A 17,914-nucleotide genomic window follows, 5' to 3' on the forward strand; every position below is an offset into this window, starting at 1 on the left:
TTTTTTTTATAGATTTGTAATTAAATTTGCAAGATTTTCCAGATTTTTAATTTCATACACCTTAGCACCAGCATTTTGGTAGTCTTTTACACAACTTGTAGGTGTATTCCAACGTTTTTTATTTTCAGGATTAAATATAAGTACTTTTGAACTTTTTTGAACTATTTGTTTTAGTACTTGGGCACTCTCCAGAACACCTTCTTCTCTTTTTCCTCTCCAATCCCTACAATCTGTTAGTATAATTACAACAGTCTTGTGATTTAGTGGTGCATCCTTTAGAAATTCTTTGAATGATTTTGCCATATCAGACTGTCCATGTATCATTCCACGTCTTAATCTTTGGGCTGTGATATTCTGGTAGGTTTCATAGTATGATTCACTATTTAAGTATGATGTCGTGTTGATAATGGAGTTATCAAATTCATAACTGTATATTTTATTGAATGATTTTTGACAACCATATATTATTGAAAAAAACCAACTACTTATCCAATCACAGGAACCACTAACATCACTTAGAAATACGTGTTTATTCTTACGTACTGGGGGTTTTGATTGGTATAATTTAATTAATTTACCACCATTTTTAAGATTTCTTCGTATTGTTTTTGGCATATCTATTGTTTTAGCATTTTTTAGTTTTCGTCTTTTTGATCGTCTATTTGCTATTTTATCTCCTAATTTTCTGCAAAGATCAAGAATTCTTTCATCAAATGAGTTAAGATGACTAATATCAGTTTTCAGTATGTCTTTTTCATGTATTCTTTTTTGTTGTAGTGTTTCTGGATTAAAATCTGGAGGTAACATCTTCTCAAGTGATAAGGGTTGTGATGATTCAATAGTGTTATCTGGAAGACTCATAATATCCTCATATTCAACTGATTTATCATCATTTTTACCATTGTATGGCATATCTTCAAGTACTTGACCTTTGGCATCATCAACATCTATAAATAAGTCATTAAAAACCTTATCAAACTTTTGATTATCGTGATGATCCTTGATATAAACACTTTTTAGTGCAGTTTGAAGATTTGTCAGACTTGTTGTACCTTTAAGTAGGTTCCATACATCACATGCAGTTTTTGTACTTCTTATACTAACTTGCATACCTTCTTCACGTAATTGATTTGATAATGCAATGATTCTTTTATTGTCTGTCATAATATTTTATCCTATTATAGATACTTATCATATAATTTCATTATTTTAATTTCATTCCTATTTTATTTTTCTTATTTTTTTCTAAAAATCTATATCTTATTAATTTAAAATATAATTATAATAAGTATTAAAATAAAATGGATATGATATTTTTTTTTAGTTTTATTTCTCAAGTAGGTTATTTATATGAAAAGAGTAGTATTGACAGGAACAGGAAGTGGTGTTGGTAAGACAACCATAGCCACTGGTATTATGAAGGCATTATCTGATGAACATAAAATACAACCATTTAAGGTAGGTCCAGATTATATTGATCCTTCATATCATAATTGTGCAACGGGAGTTTCTTCTCGTAATTTAGATTCATTTTTCATGTCTGATGGACAGATAAGACAATCCTTCAAAAATGGAATGACATCATCCCATGCAGATTATGGAATTATTGAGGGAGTTAGAGGGTTATATGAGGGAATAAGTCCTACTAATGATATAGGAAGTACTTCTTCAATTGCAAAAGCACTTAATTCTCCAGTAATATTGATAATAAATAGTCGTAGTCTTGTTAGAAGTGCAGCAGCAATGACTCTTGGATTTAAGGCACTAGATTCACGGATAGATATTGAAGGAGTAATCTTAAACAATGTTAAAAGTCAAAAACATTACTTAAAAACAAAGGAAGCAGTTGAAAAACTAGCAAATACTCGTGTTCTTGGAGGTATTGAGAGGGATAATTCCATATCAATGGAACAAAGACATCTTGGACTGATACCTGCCGTGGAACAAGAACGTATATCTGGACTTGTAGAGAAATGGGGAGAATTAATAAGGGAAAATATTGATCTTGATGCATTAATGGAGATAATGGATAATTCTAATCCAATAATTAATGAATATGAACCAATATGGTCACCTAATAAAACAAAACATAAAACAAGAATAGCTGTTCCATTTGATGAAGCCTTTAACTTCTATTATAAGGAAAATCTTGAAGCACTAGAATATAACAATGCTAAAATAGAATACTTCAGTCCAATACATGATGAACAATTACCATCTGTTGATGCATTGTATATTGGTGGAGGATATCCTGAAATATTTAAGAAGGAATTATCAAAAAATACTACAATGCTTGAATCAATAAAAGAATTTTCACAAGATAATCATCCAATATATGCTGAATGTGGAGGACTCATGTATCTGTGTAAAACAATAGATTCTCTACCTATGGTTGATGTATTTCCTTATCATTCAATGTTAACAAAAAGGGTACAGGGACTAAGCTATACAATAGCACATGTTCAAAGGGATAATCCAATACTAAAGAAAAATACAACATATCATGGACATGAATTCCATTATTCTAAGGTAGAATACACAGGCTCAAATTCAAATGACTTTGCATTTAGTATGAGACGTGGTGTTGGAATAACAGGTAAATATGATGGATTACTAAAAAATAACACATTGGCAAGTTATATTCACACCCATACTGCATGTTTACCAGATTTTGGATATAATTTTACACAGTCTGCATATGAAAATAAATAAAATAATATAAAAAAAATAAGTATAGAATTTATGTAATAATAAGAGTGAAATCATGGTAGTAAAAATAGGAATTGTAAAAGTTGGTAACATAGGAACATCTGTATTAATAGACATGATATTAGATGAAAGAGCAGATAGGGAAGATATTGATGTGAGAACAATAAGTTCTGGAGCTAAAATGGGTAAAAATCAGATGGATGATGTTTTACCAAAGATTGATGAGTATAATCCAGATGTTATTATATTTATTAGTCCAGATCCTGGAGCTAAATCCCCATCCTCTGCAAGAGAAACACTATCTAAAAAGAATATTCCAACAATTGTAATTGGTGATGGACCAGGGGAACGTGCAATTGGTTCTATGAAGGAACAAGGTCTTGGATACATTATAGTAAAGGCTGATTCAATGATTGGAGCAAGAAGAGAATTTTTGGATGCTACAGAAATGGCAGTATTTAATTCTGATGTCTTGATGGTACTCTCAACAACTGGTGTATTTAGATTAATTCATAAAACATTAGATAAAGTAATAAGGGATATTGATGAAGATAAATTATATTCACTACCAGAACTTGTTATTACTGCGGAAAATGCTGTGGATGCAGCTGACTTTAAAAATCCATATGCTAAAAGTAAAGCTATTGCAGCATATTCCATTGCATGTCAGGTATCTTCTATGAATGTAAGAGCTTGTTTTAAAACAAAGGATTATCATGTTTATATTCCACTTGTAAGTGCTGCTCATGAAATGATGTCTGCAGCATCAAAACTTGCATATGAAGCAAGAGAAATAGAAAAAAGTAATGATACTGTTGTTAGAACAGCTCATAGAAGAAATGGATCCATATTATATGGGACTTCGTTAAATGATAATAAAGAATAGATACTTATAATAAAGTGTAGGGAAAGTTCTATAATTTTCCCTTTGTACTTAATATTTGATTATGTGTGATTTTTGTAGCATCATTTAAGCTACGTGCTAAGGCTTTAAATATAACCTCACATATATGATGATCATTTTCACCTTCAGCTTTTATATTGATATTCATTTGACTTGTCATTGCAAAGGATTCAAAGAAGTGTTTAATATTTTGGGAGGTAACATCTCCAATGTACTGATATTGGAAAGTAGCATTAAATACAGTGTAGCTACGTCCACTAATATCAACTGCTACAGTTGATAGTGATTCATCCATTGGTACTATGGAATAACCCATTCTATTTATTCCACGTTTATCGCCAAGAGCTTCTCTAAAACATTTTCCAAGCAATAGTCCTGTATCTTCTATGGTATGATGATCATCTACTTCAATATCTCCATCTACATTTATTTCTAAGTCAAAAAATCCATGACGACTAAATGATTCTAGCATATGATCAAAGAATTTAAGACCTGTGTCAATGTGACTTTCACCATTTCCATCTATGTTTAATTTTATTTTTATGTCTGTTTCACGTGTTTTTCTAGTTAGTTCTACTTTTCGATTATTCATTACATATTCCCCAGTGTCATGTTTATTTATATATTAAGTCGTGTTTTTCTATAAATTTTACTATTTTTTCTATATATGGTTTAATGAATTTTATTTTATAAAGATATGCTGTGAAAAAATCAATATCTCTTTTGGAGAGTGCTCTAAGAAGTATTAATGATAACACATAGATTACACATCCTACAACACAACCAATTATAGATCCAATTATTGTTTTTGGAATTATAATACAAGCTATTGTTAAAATAATATTACTTATAATAATCATAAGAATATTCTTCCATGGGATTGATATTCTCGTATTTCTTATAACACAGTATAATATTACAATCATCAATATACATGTGGCGATGGTAGTTGCAATTGCTGCACCAACAATACCAATTGATTTTACAAATAACACATTCAATGTAATATTCATTATAATACCAACAATCAATATATACATTGGAAGTTTAGGCTGTCCTGTTCCCTGCAATATACTACTACAAATCATGTAGATACTGTAGAATGACATTCCAATAACAAGAATACTTAAAACATCTGAACTTGGAATGTAGGTATGTCCAAATAATATAATTAAAATAGGACAACTAAATACACTAATAAGAATACACATTGGAACAACAGTTAAAATACCATATCTTAAACAATCAACAACATACTCCTGTAAAAGACTTCTATTACCCAATGCATATGCTTCAGAAGCAGCTGGAAGTAGTACTGTTGATATTGAAAGTGAAATTATAAGAGGTATTCTAGATATTGGATCTGCTGCATTGTAATATCCCACATCTGTAGATAACATGAATATACCAATAATAATAGTACCAACATCATAAATAGCCATTTCTGAAAGGGCAGTGATTGCAACAGGAATAGCAAAACATATAAGCTTCCAAAGAAGAGATAATTCTTCATGAAATGTTAAATCAAGTGAATCTTCAGTTTTAAATATGGGATCAATATATTTCTTATATAAAAATACAGCTGTAATAGCAGATATTATAAATCCAAAGGCACTACCTAAAACAGCACCCATAGCATACATACCAAAGTATACAAAGATACATGCAAAAACAATGGTTGATACCTGTTCTGCCATTCTATTATAAACAGTGTACTCATTTTTATATGTTCCCTGAAATGCTCCACGCATAGAACCTACAACAACACTAAATGGTGTGATTAAACACACTGCTCTAAGAGGCCATACAACAAGTGGTTTGCGAAAAATGTTATTTGCAATAAAATCTGATGAAAATAACAACACAATACTAAGCAAAATAGCCATAAGTATCATAAACTTAGTTGATGTAATTATAATTTGTCTAGAAAGTGCTTTTTCATCTTTAGCATTGTATTGGGCAACATATTTTGATATGGCAGGGGGTAATCCTCCAGCAGACAGTATTTGAAAGATTCCTTGAAAAGGAAGTGTTAGACCATATAATCCATATCCTTCTGGACCTAACATTCTACTCATAAGTAGTCTGTTAATATATCCTCCAACACGAAATAATAAATTACCAATTAATAGAATAAAACTACTTTTGAGAACTTTATTTGCCATTATTTCATATCCATTTTAAATATTAATTGTATACTTCTATATAATGTCTTATTTTCATATACTCTATTTTTCTAAAAATAAAATAAAATGTTTATATCAGTTTATAGAAATATACATACTAGTATATTATTTAGTATTTATACAAGTACATCTTTTAACTTTTTATGGTCGATATTATGAATTATAAGAATTTTGATATTTTTTCACCAATAATCGTAGTTTTATTGGTTATTTTGTATTTAGTTTTTTCATTTGTAGCATTTAATTATCATCTGAAAGAATTAGTCGGTATAAATACTAATACGATAGGAATTATATTTTTAGGATTAATAGCATATATTATAGGAATGATTTCTATAAAATACTTGCTAAAAAATAGAAAATTATCTATTAAAGAGGAAAAGCTTGAGAAAATAACTTCAGAAAAGATAATATTATCTTGTGTAATACTTGGAATATTATTACAAATTATAAATATGATCTATCTTGGAGGAATTCCATTATTTAGTGGATACTTAAAGGCACATGCTGCAACAAGAATATGGCTTTTATCTTATCTGTTATTTTTACCCTCAATTAACATATTACTGGCAAAGTATCATGATAGAAGATATTATATACTATTTATAGTGGGATTGTTATTATTTGTATGTACAGGTTATCGTACAACAGCAATAGCAATAGTACTGAGTGTATTAATCACTATTTACTATACAAGAAATCTTCCCTGGAAATACTTGTTTATTGCACTAGTAGCAATATTCATATTACTGTTGGTTGTAGGATATGTGGCAGTACAATCTATTGAATGGCAAACATGGACATTAAATCCATTGGAATTACTCTTTTATAGAGCAGGATACACTCTTCAAGTATTAGATCATGCAGTATTACTACAGGGAAGTACACATGGACAATTACTCTATAATACTTTAATGGGATTTTTCAAATCATCAGATCCTAGAGTTATAGTGGGTTTAACAACACTAGGATATGCTCATTCAACAACATCTATGATATTTGGACCAGCATTACTTGACTTTGGATTATATGCAATGCTTATTCAAATGTTTATAATAGGGGGACTAATGAATATATTATACTATATACAAAGAAGTCTTGGAGGAATATATGTAGCATTATATGCAATGTTAATTGCCCATGTAATAATATGGATTGAAACAGGACCAACAGATTTAGTAATAATATTGTTCTTTGTAATATCAATAATAATTACAATTTATACAATAACCATTGAAAAGGAGGGGAATAAATGAATATAGCATTAGTAGCAGAAACAGCTCCAGCAAAAACTTTAATTCCAATTATAGAAAAATTGGATGATGATGAAATAATATCATTAACACATGATACTGGAGCAATGGAATTATTATCCCCTTACAGTGTGGATATAAAGGCAATTGGTGAAAGCAGAAAGAACACATCTGTAAAAAGAAGTAACTTCACAATTGGAAGATTAGTACTACAAGATACATATAAAACATACAAGGCATTAAAAAATTCAGATACAGATCTTGTTATAACATGTGGAAATTCAGGGGATGTGAGAAAGGGAATTCTTGCAGCAAAAAAATTAGATATTCCAGTATTACACATGGAACAAGATATTTATAATCCTATTGAAATGATTGCATATGCTAATTTAATTACTGTTCCAAATAATGTTGCTCAGAAGAATTTAAAGAAAATGTATGGTATAAAAAATACATTTAATATTAGGGGATATCCTCAGGCTGAATATGTCAATAGAATGGAACTTGAATCTAAAGAAGAAATATATGAAAAATATGGTGTTGATGACTTCTATGTATTGTTTTTAGGTGGAGATACACGTGCAACAGACATACCTGATATTATATCAGAGATTCAAAAACTTGATAAAACAATACTAATAGTTCCATATCGTTTTGATGTAAAATATATTAGTAAATTAATAACAAGACGTAATGTTTATGTGATTGATGGATTTGTTGATCTTCTAAGTTTAATGAAAGCATCACAGGGTGTAATATACTGTGCAGGTATGGGTGTTACAATAGAAGTTGGAGCTCTGTCAATTCCAGCAATTAAATTGTTAGGTTTTCACAGACAACATGCAAGTAATGATTTAGCAAGAAAACTTGGAATAACTGTTGTATCAGAATATGATATTGCCTCATCAATTGATTCAATGAAACAGCCTAATGGAGAACGTCTCGTGAAAAATGGTTATAAGGCTAGTTTAAAGGTAGCTGAACTTATTCATGAAATGAAAATCTTCACTAAAGATCCTGGTGGACTAAGTTCCATGAAAAAGATTTGGAATCAACGAAAAAAATACAGATAATTCTTTATTTTTATATTTAATTATTTTTTTTTTAAAATAAGTTTTTGTCTAATAAAAAATATCAAAAGATGTGTTAATCTTTTGATAAATATGGTGGTAATCATAATTTTATTTTAGATACTAAATCAATATCTGCTGCAGTCACTGTTTTTCTTCCTGCATGTTTTGCTACTTGTATAGCATCTTTAGATATTTCTTCACCTATTTGTTCAAGTATTTGTGTTAATTCTGCTTTTGCATCATCACTGATTCTGTCTGCTCCAGCATTTTTAATTATTCTACCTACTGGTGCTATTGGTAATTCCATTATTTTCACCTCTTTATTTTGAAGCATCAACTTATTTTTTTTATTTTAAGAAAATGCTCTTATATTCTTTATTTATACTATTTACTATTTATATTATTCTCCATATGGCTTATAGATACTTCTTTTTTATTTTTCAATTTAAAAAAATGAATTAGAATATATTATATTATAACTCTCTTTTAGACAATATAATAAAAAAATAAGACTATTTTTAATAAAGTAGAATGTTATAATAAGTTATTTAATAAATAAACTAATTATAACTAATTCTTTGTATTTATATAAGAAAATGGGGATATTATAATGCAATAGGTCCATTATCAGTATCATCACCATACAAGATATCACAAATCTCATATAATTTATCAATACCTCTAACTTCATGTTCTTGTAGTGGTATTGTTGCAATGATTTGATTACCAAACAATGCATTTATAGTTTCAAGTCTTCTTTGTTGAACCTCATATCTTGCCCTACAGAATTCACAATGGGTGTTATCAGGCTGTATTTTATTAACAATAACACCATCAGTACTCATGTTACATTTATCTAATGCTTCCATAGATCTTTGTGATTCATAAATAGACATTTCTTCTGGAATAAGCACAGTTTTAAAGGTTGTTCTAGATGGATCTGTGAGAACGTCTCTTGCTTTTTCAATTTCTTTTTTTGCCCTTTCAAGTTCTGCCATGCTTTGAGCATCTTCTGCTTCATCAGAACCCATGAATGGTATGATATTTTTAAGTTTTTGTGCAGCAGCTCCAAGACTTTTCTTTGTTTTTATCATTTTTCCCATCCAGGAATCCATCATTTCAGGGAAGGATAATAATCTAAGTGTATGTCCTGTAGGTGCTGTATCAAATATTATAACATCATATTCATCAGTATTCATATATTGCATGAATTTATCAAATGATGCAACCTCATCAATACCTGGAGAAGAACTCATAACATCAAATTGTTCTGAAAACATACCAAGGGCATCGTTATATTTTTGTTGCATTTGCATTTTTTCTTTGTATTCATCCATTGCCCTATCAGGATCTATTTCTATAGCTTCTAAATTCTGTGTTATTGGTGTAGGCACATGTTTTATTACTCTATCAAAGGAGTCACCGAGAGAATGAGCAGGATCTGTTGATATGATCAATGTTTTTTTACCAACACGAGCACACCACAGTGCTGTTGCTGCAGATACTGTTGTTTTTCCAACGCCTCCTTTTCCTCCAATAAATATAAACGTTGTTTTTTTCTTGTTGAATGTTACTAAGTCTGTAAATGCCAAATTATTTCCTCCTTTTTAACTTAATATATTTTTTTTTATTAGTTTCAAATATTTATAATTAATACACCATTTATATATAATTTATTCTAATTTGAAACTATATATATGTAATTATAAATTCATTAATTATTATAAGTAAATAAAATAAATAATTATTCATTAAATGAATATTTATTAATTTATTTGATGGGATGTTTATATGATAGATTTACCTGAATTTGATGCAAGAAAATTTATAGAAAGAGCTTGTGAATTTATAAAAGAAAAAGTTGATGAATCTAATTCTGATGGAGTAGTAATAGGATTAAGTGGTGGGATAGATTCATGTGTTGTAGCATGTCTGGCTGTTAGGGCATTAGGTCCATTGCGTGTACGTGGATATATTCTTCCAACAATAACAACCTCAGATCAGGATTTATATGATGCAAAACTAATAAAGGATGAACTGGATATTGAATCAGAATATATTTCAATAGGTAGTATCTATGATGAGTTTATAAGTTCATGTGAAATAAAAAATCTTCCACAAGATAATATTAATCTAGCACGTGGAAATCTAAAACCAAGAATTAGAATGAGTATTCTCTACTACTATGCAACAATATATAATTCACTTGTAATAGGAACAGGAAATAAAACAGAATTACAAGTAGGCTACTTTACAAAACATGGGGATGGTGGAGTGGACTTATTACCAATAGGTGATTTATATAAGATGGATGTGAAAAAAGTTGCACAGGAATTAGGAGTACCATCACTTATTATTAAGAAACCTCCAACAGCAGGTCTATGGGAGGGCCAAACTGATGAAGAGGAACTTGGCATGACATACAACATACTAGATAAATTATTATACTTATACCTTGAAGAAGAATATAGTATGCCAGATATAGCAAAAGAACTAGAAATTCCAGAAAGTGAAGTAGAACGTATAATAAACATGGTAAATAATGCTAGTCATAAAAGAAATAAAATACCAATATTAAGTAAAAACTAAAATCTTAATTAATTTCTTTTTTCTTATTCTTTTATTTTTTTTTACAGTAAATTAAAATATTTAAATAAATATAAATATCTATTATTATAAAATTAACTAAATCATTTTTCATGTATTAATAACATAATACTAATAACGGAGTTTAATCTATGGTAACAGAATTAGAGAAAAAATGGCAAAAAAAATGGCAAGAAGCTAAATTATTTGAATCAAATCCTGATAACAGGGAAAAAATGTATGTTACAGTGGCATTTCCATACCCGAGTGGAGCAATGCATGTAGGACACGGAAGAACATACACAGTACCTGATGTATATGCAAGATTTAAAAGAATGCAAGGATTTAATGTATTATTCCCAATGGCATGGCATGTAACAGGTGCACCAGTAGTAGGTATTGCAAAAAGAATCGAAAGACACGATAAATGGACAATGGACATATATAAAAATGTGCACCAAGTACCAGAAGATGAACTAGAAAAATTTGTAGACCCTGAATACATTGTAAAATACTTCAGTAGTGAATACCACAATGACATGGTAGATATGGGATATACTATAGATTGGAGAAGGGAATTTAGAACAATAGATCCACACTACAAACAATTTGTAAGATGGCAAATAAGACAATTAAAGGATAAAAATCTTATTCGTAAAGGATCACACCCAGTAAAATACTGTCCAGATGATGCAAATCCAGTGGGAGACCATGATCTTTTAGAAGGAGAAGGTGTGGGAATTAATGAATTAACATTAATCAAATTCCCATATGAGGACTCATACCTTGTAGCAGCAACATTCAGACCAGAAACATTGTATGGAGCAACAAACTTCTGGTTAAATCCTGATGAAGAATATGTTAAAGTAGAATATGAAGGAGAAAAATGGATAATTAGTAAACTTGCATATGGAAACATCATACATCAAAAAGAATCAATGAAAATCATTGAAGAAGTTGATGCTAAAGATTTCATAGGAAAAACAGTACAAAATCCAATAACAAATGATCCACTACCAATATTCCCAGCATCATTTGTAGATGCAGACTATGCAACAGGAGTAGTATTCTCAGTACCAGCACATGCACCAGCAGACTACATAGCACTGGAAGATATTAAGAAAAACACTCAAGCAATAGAAAAATACAATCTTCAAGAACAAATAGATAACATCAAAATAACAAGTCTTGTAAACTTAAAAGGATACTCTAAATTCCCTGCAAAAGATTTCCTTGATGCATATAATGTAACAAGTCAAGATGATGAAAATCTTAAAGAAGCAACAAATGAAATATATAAGAAAGAACATGCAAAAGGAATAATGAATGAAAATACTGGTGAATTTGAAGGAAGAAGGGTTGCTGATGTAAGAGATGAAGTTATTGAAAAACTATTAAATGAAAACATTGCAGATAAACTCTATGAATTTGCAGAAAAACCAGTAATATGTAGATGTGGAGCAAAATGTGTAGTTAAAGAACTACATGATCAATGGTTTGTAAAATATTCAGACAAAGAATGGACACAAAAAGCATATGATTGCTTAGAACAATTAGATGTAGTTCCTAATGAAATAAGATCAAACTTCGAATACTATCTTGACTGGCTAGAAGATTGGGCATGTTCAAGAAGACTTGGACTTGGAACACACATGCCATGGGATGAAAAATGGTTAATTGAACCATTAACAGATTCAACAATATACATGGCATACTATACAATAGCTAAGTATATGAAGGATATTAATGCAGAAGACCTAAATGATGCATTCTTTAATAAAGTATTCCTTGATAAAGATGGAGCAAATGATGGATCTGTAAATAAAATACCAGAAGATATAACAGAAAAAATCCAGAAAGAATTCCAGTACTGGTATCCACTTAACTGGAGATTATCTGCAAAGGATTTAGTTGGAAATCACTTATCATTCCACATGTTCCACCATGCAGCAATATTCCCACAGAAATATTGGCCAAAAGGAATAACAGTATTTGGTATGGGACTTCTTGAAGGACAGAAAATGTCTTCATCTAAAGGTAATGTTATCTTACTTAGTGAAGCAATTGATAAATATGGTGCAGATACTGTAAGATTATTCCTCATGTCCTCAGCAGAACCATGGCAAGACTTTGATTGGAGAGAAAAAGAAGTTAATGGTATACAAAGAAGACTTGAAGCAATAATTGAATTCCCACAAAAAGTAGAATCATTAATTGGAGAACCTCTAAAATTATCCATAGAAAACAATGCACCAATTGTTGAAAAACCTATAAATAAATGGATTATAAGTCAAATCAATAGGAAAATCAGCACTGCAACAGATGCACTTGAAAAATTCCAAACAAGAAAAGCATTACAATCAAGTCTCTTCCTATTTAGAAAAGATGTTGACTACTACCTAAATAGAATAACAATAATAGGAGAAGAAGAAAAAGAAACACTCATCTACCTTGTAAATACATGGATAAGATTATTATCACCATTTATTCCATATGCAACAGAGGAGATATGGGATACATACAATGATGATGATGTATTTATCTCAACATTAGACTGGCCTGTAGCATGTGAGGACTTAATTGATGAAAAAATAGAAAAAAGTGAGGAAATAGTTCAAGATCTTGCAAAAGATATTAAGGAAATTATTAAAATTACAAAATCCAATCCAGAAGTTGTACACCTATATACTGCTCCATCATGGAAGTATGAAGTATATAATATAGCACAAGAAGTTGGAAAACCAAATATTGGTGAAATAATTCACAAAGCCATGGATGCAAATCTATGTGATAATAAGAAAGAATTATCTAAATTTGCAACAAAAGCAGGTAAAAACTTCAATAAAATTAATTATGTGGGAGTAGTTGATGAAGTTTCAGTAATAACTGATGCACGTGAATATCTGGAAAGTGAAATTGGTGCTAAAATAGAAGTATATGATAAACCAACATACGATCCACAGAATAAAGCACAAAATGCATCACCATATAAACCAGCAATATATCTTGAATAATTGTTTTCTAACAATTATTCTTTTTTTAAAAAAAATAGAAAAATATAATATAGACAAATTACAAACTAATTAATAACTGTTGAATATAATGAATTTTTTTTCATATGCCTTGATAGTGTAGCGGATATCACGAGGGACTGCGGATCCCTTTACCCGAGTTCAAATCTCGGTCAGGGCGCTTTCAATATTTAACACTTTTTTTGAATAACTATTTTTAATATTAATATTGATTTGTAAACAATATATTCAGTATAATTTTTAAAAAATATTAGTGTTTATAATAAATTAGTTAACTTATAATATCTTCATTTAATAATTATTATTATAGATTCATTCATGTTACTTTTGGAAAGATACAGTGATATAAGTACATTTTTATGTAATAAAAATAGGTTTGATAAAAATGGAAGAAAAAAATTTAATAATAATATGCACAACAGCTATAATAATAACACTACTGTTTTCAACAACAGTATTATTTTTAAATAATATTAATAACTCAGTAAATAATTCAATAAATGAAAATAATACTAATAATACAAATTCCATGGATAATTCAACAACTAATACCACCAAGTCTACATCTAAAACTATTTCAAAAGACACTTCAAGTAAAAGTAGTAGTTTTTCATCAGATACAATTAATGGAGAAAAAAATCACTGGAATATATCCCTCTTATGATGAGGATTATGAAAGAATAGCCACTGCTACTAATAAGTATTATAGAAACAAGAAAACAGGAGTGATATACAAACGTCATCTGGATGATGATGGTGTATATAGATATTATTGAAATTCTATTATAGAATTCTAATAAATTATTTTTATATAGTCAAACAATAGATTTAATTATAGAATGAAATTTTTAATGTGATTGTATGACAAAGATAGGAATTTTAGAAGTTGAAGGTGTTTTAACATTATATGAACACTTTGGTTATTTACCTACAGATGTAGTTAAATCTAATGGTAGATTGGAAAATGGAAAAAAAGCTCATGAAGAATTAGATGGTATAATAATACCTGGAGGTACAATTCTTGAATCAGAATCTATGACTGGTGAGGTTGAAGAAGAAATTAATCTTATAAATGATGATGATGGGTTTATTTTAGGTATGTGTGCAGGATTTCAGGTACTTGGAAAACATACAAATGTTGGAAGAAACTCTCCAGTACCAATAATAAGAAAGGGTATGGGTCTTTTAGATGTTACTTTTGAACCATTTATAAATACAAATAAGGTAAATGCAGATATTGTTGATGATAACACACTCTTTACAAAAAACTTAAAGGACACAACAGTAAGTGGTTTTCATTGTCATACATATGGTAGGATAGAATCAAATGATAAGAATGTTATCTACTCAAATATTCAAAGATCAAACTATAGATATAAACCAGAAAGGATATTATCTGGTGTTTCAAATAAAAAGGGAAATATATTAGGAACAACAGTGCACTGTTTACTTGATAATAATCCTCAAATAGTAAACAACATACTAGAATATCTTGATGCTACAAATGAATATGAAGACATTAAACAAAGAAATAAAAAACTTCAAAGTAAGGTATTTTCTGAAATTGGAGTCGATACAAACAACATGGCACCACTAAGAGAAAAACATCCTGAAGTTCCACCAATGATAATGTTAATGGGAACAGGTTCTGAATCTGGAAAAACATTTCTTGCTAGTGGAATTGTAGGAGCACTAAGAGAAAAGGGAATACATACGTATGTAATTAAAACAGGTCCTGATATAAGAGATTTATCACCATCTCTTTATGTAAATAAGGAAAAATTGGAGGATTATGCATCGATACAAATAAGTAATATTGGATGGACTCCACTTGAAAAAATAATAGAACAAGTAAAGAATAAGGGCTATGATTTAGTACTGGTTGAAGGAGTAATGAGTGCAGCAACAGGACTACTTAATAAAAAAACACCATATTCAACTGCAGAAATTGCATATGCAGGTAATATTCCTGTTATAATGGTATCTAGTGTAAGTAAGGGTGGTATTGAAACAGCAGCTATTGATATTGAAGCACATATTAATCTATTAAATAAGATGGATGTTAAAACAGCTGGTGTTATTTTAAATAAAACCTATGATGAAGGTATTGTGGAACATGTATCTGAATTCTTATCTAATAAATCTGGAATACCAGAGGATAATATTTGGAGTATTGGTAAGGCCAAAGTAGAGAATAAAGGACAGGTTCCAGAGGATTATCTTCAATTGGAAACATTTACAAAAGCAGCAATGGATGTTGTTAAAGAATATGTGGATGTTACAAAAATAATGGATTTAGCTAAAGTACCAGAATTTAGAGGATACTTATCCTATGAGGAAATTTGTGATTTATATAAAAAATAGTTTCATAAAAAAAGGAGTATGGAGAATTTAATTGTTATTTTTAAATTCTTTGTATGCTTCTATTATTTCATCACCACTAATAAATACGTGATTATTTTTTTGAGCATATTCTCTTGTTTTATCTACAGACATTGCTTCACCATTATCTCCAATCATTTCACAACAGATACCAACAGGTTCTAATCCTGCCATTTCAAGTAGTGCTATTGTTAATTCGGTATGTCCTTCTCTTGTTAGAACTGCATCCTTTTCTGCTCTAAGTAGAGTTACATGTCCAGGGGATCTGAAATATTTACCAAATTCTGCTTGTTTTCCTTCTTTACAAAGAAGTGCTAATTCACGTTCTGTTTTTGATCTATCTGTATCTGGAATACCAGTGTATGTGTCACGGTAATTAACAGTTATACTAAATGCAGATTTTGCATCGTATGGTATGTCATTTGGGTAAAGATCTTTTAATACGGGATATTTTTCATTAGCTTCTTTTAGAATATCTACCATGAAGGGAATTCCAAGTTTGTCACAGTTTTCATTGGAAATAGGCATACATACAAGTCCTCCAGCATATTTACGTATTGTTGTCATTTTTTCTGTAGTCATAAATTCTGCTGCAGTAATCATGTCTGTTTCACTTTCACGATCATCACTATCATAAATTAATATTATTTCTCCATTTTTTAATGCTTCAATTGCTTTATCTATCATATAATAACCTAGTTTTTTTCGTTCTACATATAATATATTTACTCTAAGTCATCTTTTATATTTTCTATTTTTTTCTCAAGAGTATTTTGTTTAATAATCATACTTAATATATTTGATAAATTTAACATGTTATCAATTACTACTAATTTTTTTGCCTGTAAAAGGGAATAGATGTTCTTTATATTTGATGATGGTATGTTAAATGATACACCATCCATTGTTTCCCATGAAGTTTCGTATTTAATATCCTGGTTTTGGTTTTTAAATAATTTAACTTCCTTTGGATAGGCTTTTATTACAATTTCATCCACCTGTTCTATAGGTTCAGTAATTTTTTTCTGTTTAATTGTGGAGATTTCAATTCTTTTTTCTGATGGAATAATTTTTAAATATTGATTTTCTCCAATTTTTCTTATCATTGATTTGGTTATAGTTGCACTTGTTATTAATTCATATTCGTCTTCCACATGTATCCCTCCCGGAATACAAATAAATAATTATGTTCTAATTTTCTTTACTAATTTTTAAAATTCAATAGTAATTTATAGTTATTATAGTTTTATTTATTTTTTGTGTCTTTAATATTTTTGTATTATTGTGATATTTATTATTTAATAATGCTATTTTTTACTTCTCTATTTTAATTATTACTTTATCTCCGTCCTTTAAATTAAGTGTATCTCTTAATTTTTCAGATGAGACATATTCCAATGTATCTGTATCATATACAGTTTTTACAGGAAATAGTATTGCACCTTTTTTAGTTATTTTTTCATCTATTGTAGATAGGTATGCTTCTAGAAAAAGTACATCTCCAAAGGATCCATTTCCATGAATTCTCTTTAATTTATCATGTAGATTATCTAAGTTTAACGTGATATTATTACTTAATTTTATATTTAAAGTTCCATGATATGGTATAAATCCAAGTTTATCTAAGTATTGTTTTTTATAAACCTCTTTTTTCATGAATTGTCCTGCCTTTTGTAGTCCAGAACTTACTTTACCTTCAAAAGATAACACTTTCTAAACACACTCCAATTTTTTTTATTGTATTTATTCTTATTTTCTTGAGTAGTTTTTTTTCCTAATTTAATATAAT

Annotated in this window: 17 protein-coding genes and 1 tRNA gene; 10 read left to right on the plus strand and 8 right to left on the minus strand. The window is 29.2% G+C overall.

The window, feature by feature from the left end; all coding sequences use genetic code 11:
• Positions 1–6 precede the first annotated feature (6 nt).
• Positions 7–1,164, minus strand: coding sequence for a VWA domain-containing protein (locus BZ132_RS00890; protein WP_286940156.1), 1,158 nt, complete (start codon positions 1,162–1,164; stop codon positions 7–9).
• A gap of 186 nt (positions 1,165–1,350) precedes the next feature.
• On the opposite strand from BZ132_RS00890, the gene cfbB reads away from it, so the two are divergent.
• Both cfbB and BZ132_RS00900 read left to right on the plus strand, forming a co-directional pair.
• Complete coding sequence (cfbB, locus tag BZ132_RS00895; RefSeq protein ID WP_011405779.1) at positions 1,351–2,712, plus strand: Ni-sirohydrochlorin a,c-diamide synthase; 1,362 nt, start codon at positions 1,351–1,353, stop codon at positions 2,710–2,712.
• 52 nt (positions 2,713–2,764) lie between these two features.
• The gene (locus BZ132_RS00900) at positions 2,765–3,595 is read left to right on the plus strand and encodes a F420-dependent methylenetetrahydromethanopterin dehydrogenase (protein WP_011405780.1); all 831 of its coding nucleotides are present in this window, start codon (positions 2,765–2,767) and stop codon (positions 3,593–3,595) included.
• A gap of 28 nt (positions 3,596–3,623) precedes the next feature.
• Here BZ132_RS00900 and hisB read toward each other — a convergent pair whose 3' ends face one another.
• Both hisB and BZ132_RS00910 read right to left on the minus strand, forming a co-directional pair.
• The gene (gene hisB, locus BZ132_RS00905; RefSeq protein ID WP_011405781.1) at positions 3,624–4,205 is read right to left on the minus strand and encodes an imidazoleglycerol-phosphate dehydratase HisB; all 582 of its coding nucleotides are present in this window, start codon (positions 4,203–4,205) and stop codon (positions 3,624–3,626) included.
• A gap of 22 nt (positions 4,206–4,227) precedes the next feature.
• Entirely contained in the window at positions 4,228–5,778 is a 1,551-nt protein-coding gene (locus tag BZ132_RS00910) for a flippase (RefSeq protein WP_011405782.1), read from the minus strand.
• Positions 5,779–5,954: 176 nt separating this feature from the next.
• Here BZ132_RS00910 and BZ132_RS00915 point away from each other — a divergent pair, with 176 nt between their 5' ends.
• Positions 5,955–7,055, plus strand: coding sequence for an oligosaccharide repeat unit polymerase family protein (locus BZ132_RS00915; RefSeq protein ID WP_112149279.1), 1,101 nt, complete (start codon positions 5,955–5,957; stop codon positions 7,053–7,055).
• The gene (locus tag BZ132_RS00920; RefSeq protein WP_011405784.1) at positions 7,052–8,125 is read left to right on the plus strand and encodes a hypothetical protein; all 1,074 of its coding nucleotides are present in this window, start codon (positions 7,052–7,054) and stop codon (positions 8,123–8,125) included. Before BZ132_RS00915 ends, BZ132_RS00920 begins: the two co-directional genes overlap by 4 nt.
• Positions 8,126–8,225: 100 nt before the next feature.
• Here the strand turns inward: BZ132_RS00920 and BZ132_RS00925 are convergent, their stop codons facing one another.
• Positions 8,226–8,459 (minus strand): histone family protein, encoded by a 234-nt coding sequence (locus BZ132_RS00925; protein WP_083756994.1) that lies wholly within the window; start codon positions 8,457–8,459, stop codon positions 8,226–8,228.
• Between the two features lie 271 nt (positions 8,460–8,730).
• Positions 8,731–9,717: a TRC40/GET3/ArsA family transport-energizing ATPase gene (locus BZ132_RS00930; RefSeq protein ID WP_011405786.1), complete on the minus strand. Its 987-nt coding sequence runs from the start codon at positions 9,715–9,717 to the stop codon at positions 8,731–8,733.
• Positions 9,718–9,916: 199 nt separating this feature from the next.
• Between BZ132_RS00930 and BZ132_RS00935 the strand changes: the two genes are divergently transcribed.
• From BZ132_RS00935 to BZ132_RS00960, 6 genes are all read left to right on the plus strand, one after another.
• Complete coding sequence (locus BZ132_RS00935; RefSeq protein WP_011405787.1) at positions 9,917–10,714, plus strand: NAD+ synthase; 798 nt, start codon at positions 9,917–9,919, stop codon at positions 10,712–10,714.
• A gap of 149 nt (positions 10,715–10,863) precedes the next feature.
• Positions 10,864–13,725: a leucine--tRNA ligase gene (leuS, locus tag BZ132_RS00940; RefSeq protein WP_112149281.1), complete on the plus strand. Its 2,862-nt coding sequence runs from the start codon at positions 10,864–10,866 to the stop codon at positions 13,723–13,725.
• 106 nt (positions 13,726–13,831) lie between these two features.
• Positions 13,832–13,903: transfer RNA gene (locus tag BZ132_RS00945), tRNA-Arg, on the plus strand.
• 225 nt (positions 13,904–14,128) lie between these two features.
• Positions 14,129–14,407, plus strand: coding sequence for a hypothetical protein (locus tag BZ132_RS00950; protein WP_286940161.1), 279 nt, complete (start codon positions 14,129–14,131; stop codon positions 14,405–14,407).
• Positions 14,370–14,519, plus strand: a complete 150-nt coding sequence (locus BZ132_RS00955; protein ID WP_286940162.1) for a hypothetical protein — start codon at positions 14,370–14,372, stop codon at positions 14,517–14,519. The genes BZ132_RS00950 and BZ132_RS00955 overlap by 38 nt, the downstream gene beginning before the upstream one ends.
• 85 nt (positions 14,520–14,604) lie before the next feature.
• Entirely contained in the window at positions 14,605–16,107 is a 1,503-nt protein-coding gene (locus tag BZ132_RS00960; RefSeq protein ID WP_286940164.1) for an AAA family ATPase, read from the plus strand.
• Between the two features lie 27 nt (positions 16,108–16,134).
• Here BZ132_RS00960 and ribB read toward each other — a convergent pair whose 3' ends face one another.
• The 3 genes from ribB to BZ132_RS00975 all read right to left on the minus strand — a co-directional run bounded on the left by ribB (position 16,135) and on the right by BZ132_RS00975 (position 17,835).
• Positions 16,135–16,812, minus strand: a complete 678-nt coding sequence (gene ribB / locus BZ132_RS00965) for a 3,4-dihydroxy-2-butanone-4-phosphate synthase (protein ID WP_011405791.1) — start codon at positions 16,810–16,812, stop codon at positions 16,135–16,137.
• 38 nt (positions 16,813–16,850) lie between these two features.
• On the minus strand, positions 16,851–17,279 hold the full coding sequence (locus BZ132_RS00970) for a hypothetical protein (RefSeq protein ID WP_011405792.1): 429 nt from the start codon (positions 17,277–17,279) through the stop codon (positions 16,851–16,853).
• A 160-nt stretch (positions 17,280–17,439) separates the two neighbouring features.
• The gene (locus BZ132_RS00975) at positions 17,440–17,835 is read right to left on the minus strand and encodes a CTP-dependent riboflavin kinase (RefSeq protein ID WP_286940166.1); all 396 of its coding nucleotides are present in this window, start codon (positions 17,833–17,835) and stop codon (positions 17,440–17,442) included.
• Positions 17,836–17,914: the final 79 nt, after the last annotated feature.

Source organism: Methanosphaera sp. DEW79 (assembly GCF_003266085.1).
Taxonomy (GTDB): Archaea; Methanobacteriota; Methanobacteria; order Methanobacteriales; family Methanobacteriaceae; genus Methanosphaera; species Methanosphaera stadtmanae.

Excerpts from the sequence above, each read along its gene's own strand:
- BZ132_RS00910 (WP_011405782.1), bottom strand. The coding sequence starts at position 5,778 with ATGGCAAATAAAGTTCTCAAAAGTAGTTTTATTCTATTAATTGGTAAT.
- BZ132_RS00935 (WP_011405787.1), top strand. The coding sequence starts at position 9,917 with ATGATAGATTTACCTGAATTTGATGCAAGAAAATTTATAGAAAGAGCT.
- BZ132_RS00950 (WP_286940161.1), top strand. The coding sequence starts at position 14,129 with ATGGAAGAAAAAAATTTAATAATAATATGCACAACAGCTATAATAATA.
- BZ132_RS00890 (WP_286940156.1), bottom strand. The coding sequence starts at position 1,164 with ATGACAGACAATAAAAGAATCATTGCATTATCAAATCAATTACGTGAA.
- BZ132_RS00915 (WP_112149279.1), top strand. The coding sequence starts at position 5,955 with ATGAATTATAAGAATTTTGATATTTTTTCACCAATAATCGTAGTTTTA.
- BZ132_RS00900 (WP_011405780.1), top strand. The coding sequence starts at position 2,765 with ATGGTAGTAAAAATAGGAATTGTAAAAGTTGGTAACATAGGAACATCT.
- hisB (WP_011405781.1), bottom strand. The coding sequence starts at position 4,205 with ATGAATAATCGAAAAGTAGAACTAACTAGAAAAACACGTGAAACAGAC.
- BZ132_RS00925 (WP_083756994.1), bottom strand. The coding sequence starts at position 8,459 with ATGCTTCAAAATAAAGAGGTGAAAATAATGGAATTACCAATAGCACCA.
- cfbB (WP_011405779.1), top strand. The coding sequence starts at position 1,351 with ATGAAAAGAGTAGTATTGACAGGAACAGGAAGTGGTGTTGGTAAGACA.
- BZ132_RS00955 (WP_286940162.1), top strand. The coding sequence starts at position 14,370 with ATGGAGAAAAAAATCACTGGAATATATCCCTCTTATGATGAGGATTAT.
- BZ132_RS00960 (WP_286940164.1), top strand. The coding sequence starts at position 14,605 with ATGACAAAGATAGGAATTTTAGAAGTTGAAGGTGTTTTAACATTATAT.
- BZ132_RS00920 (WP_011405784.1), top strand. The coding sequence starts at position 7,052 with ATGAATATAGCATTAGTAGCAGAAACAGCTCCAGCAAAAACTTTAATT.
- leuS (WP_112149281.1), top strand. The coding sequence starts at position 10,864 with ATGGTAACAGAATTAGAGAAAAAATGGCAAAAAAAATGGCAAGAAGCT.
- ribB (WP_011405791.1), bottom strand. The coding sequence starts at position 16,812 with ATGATAGATAAAGCAATTGAAGCATTAAAAAATGGAGAAATAATATTA.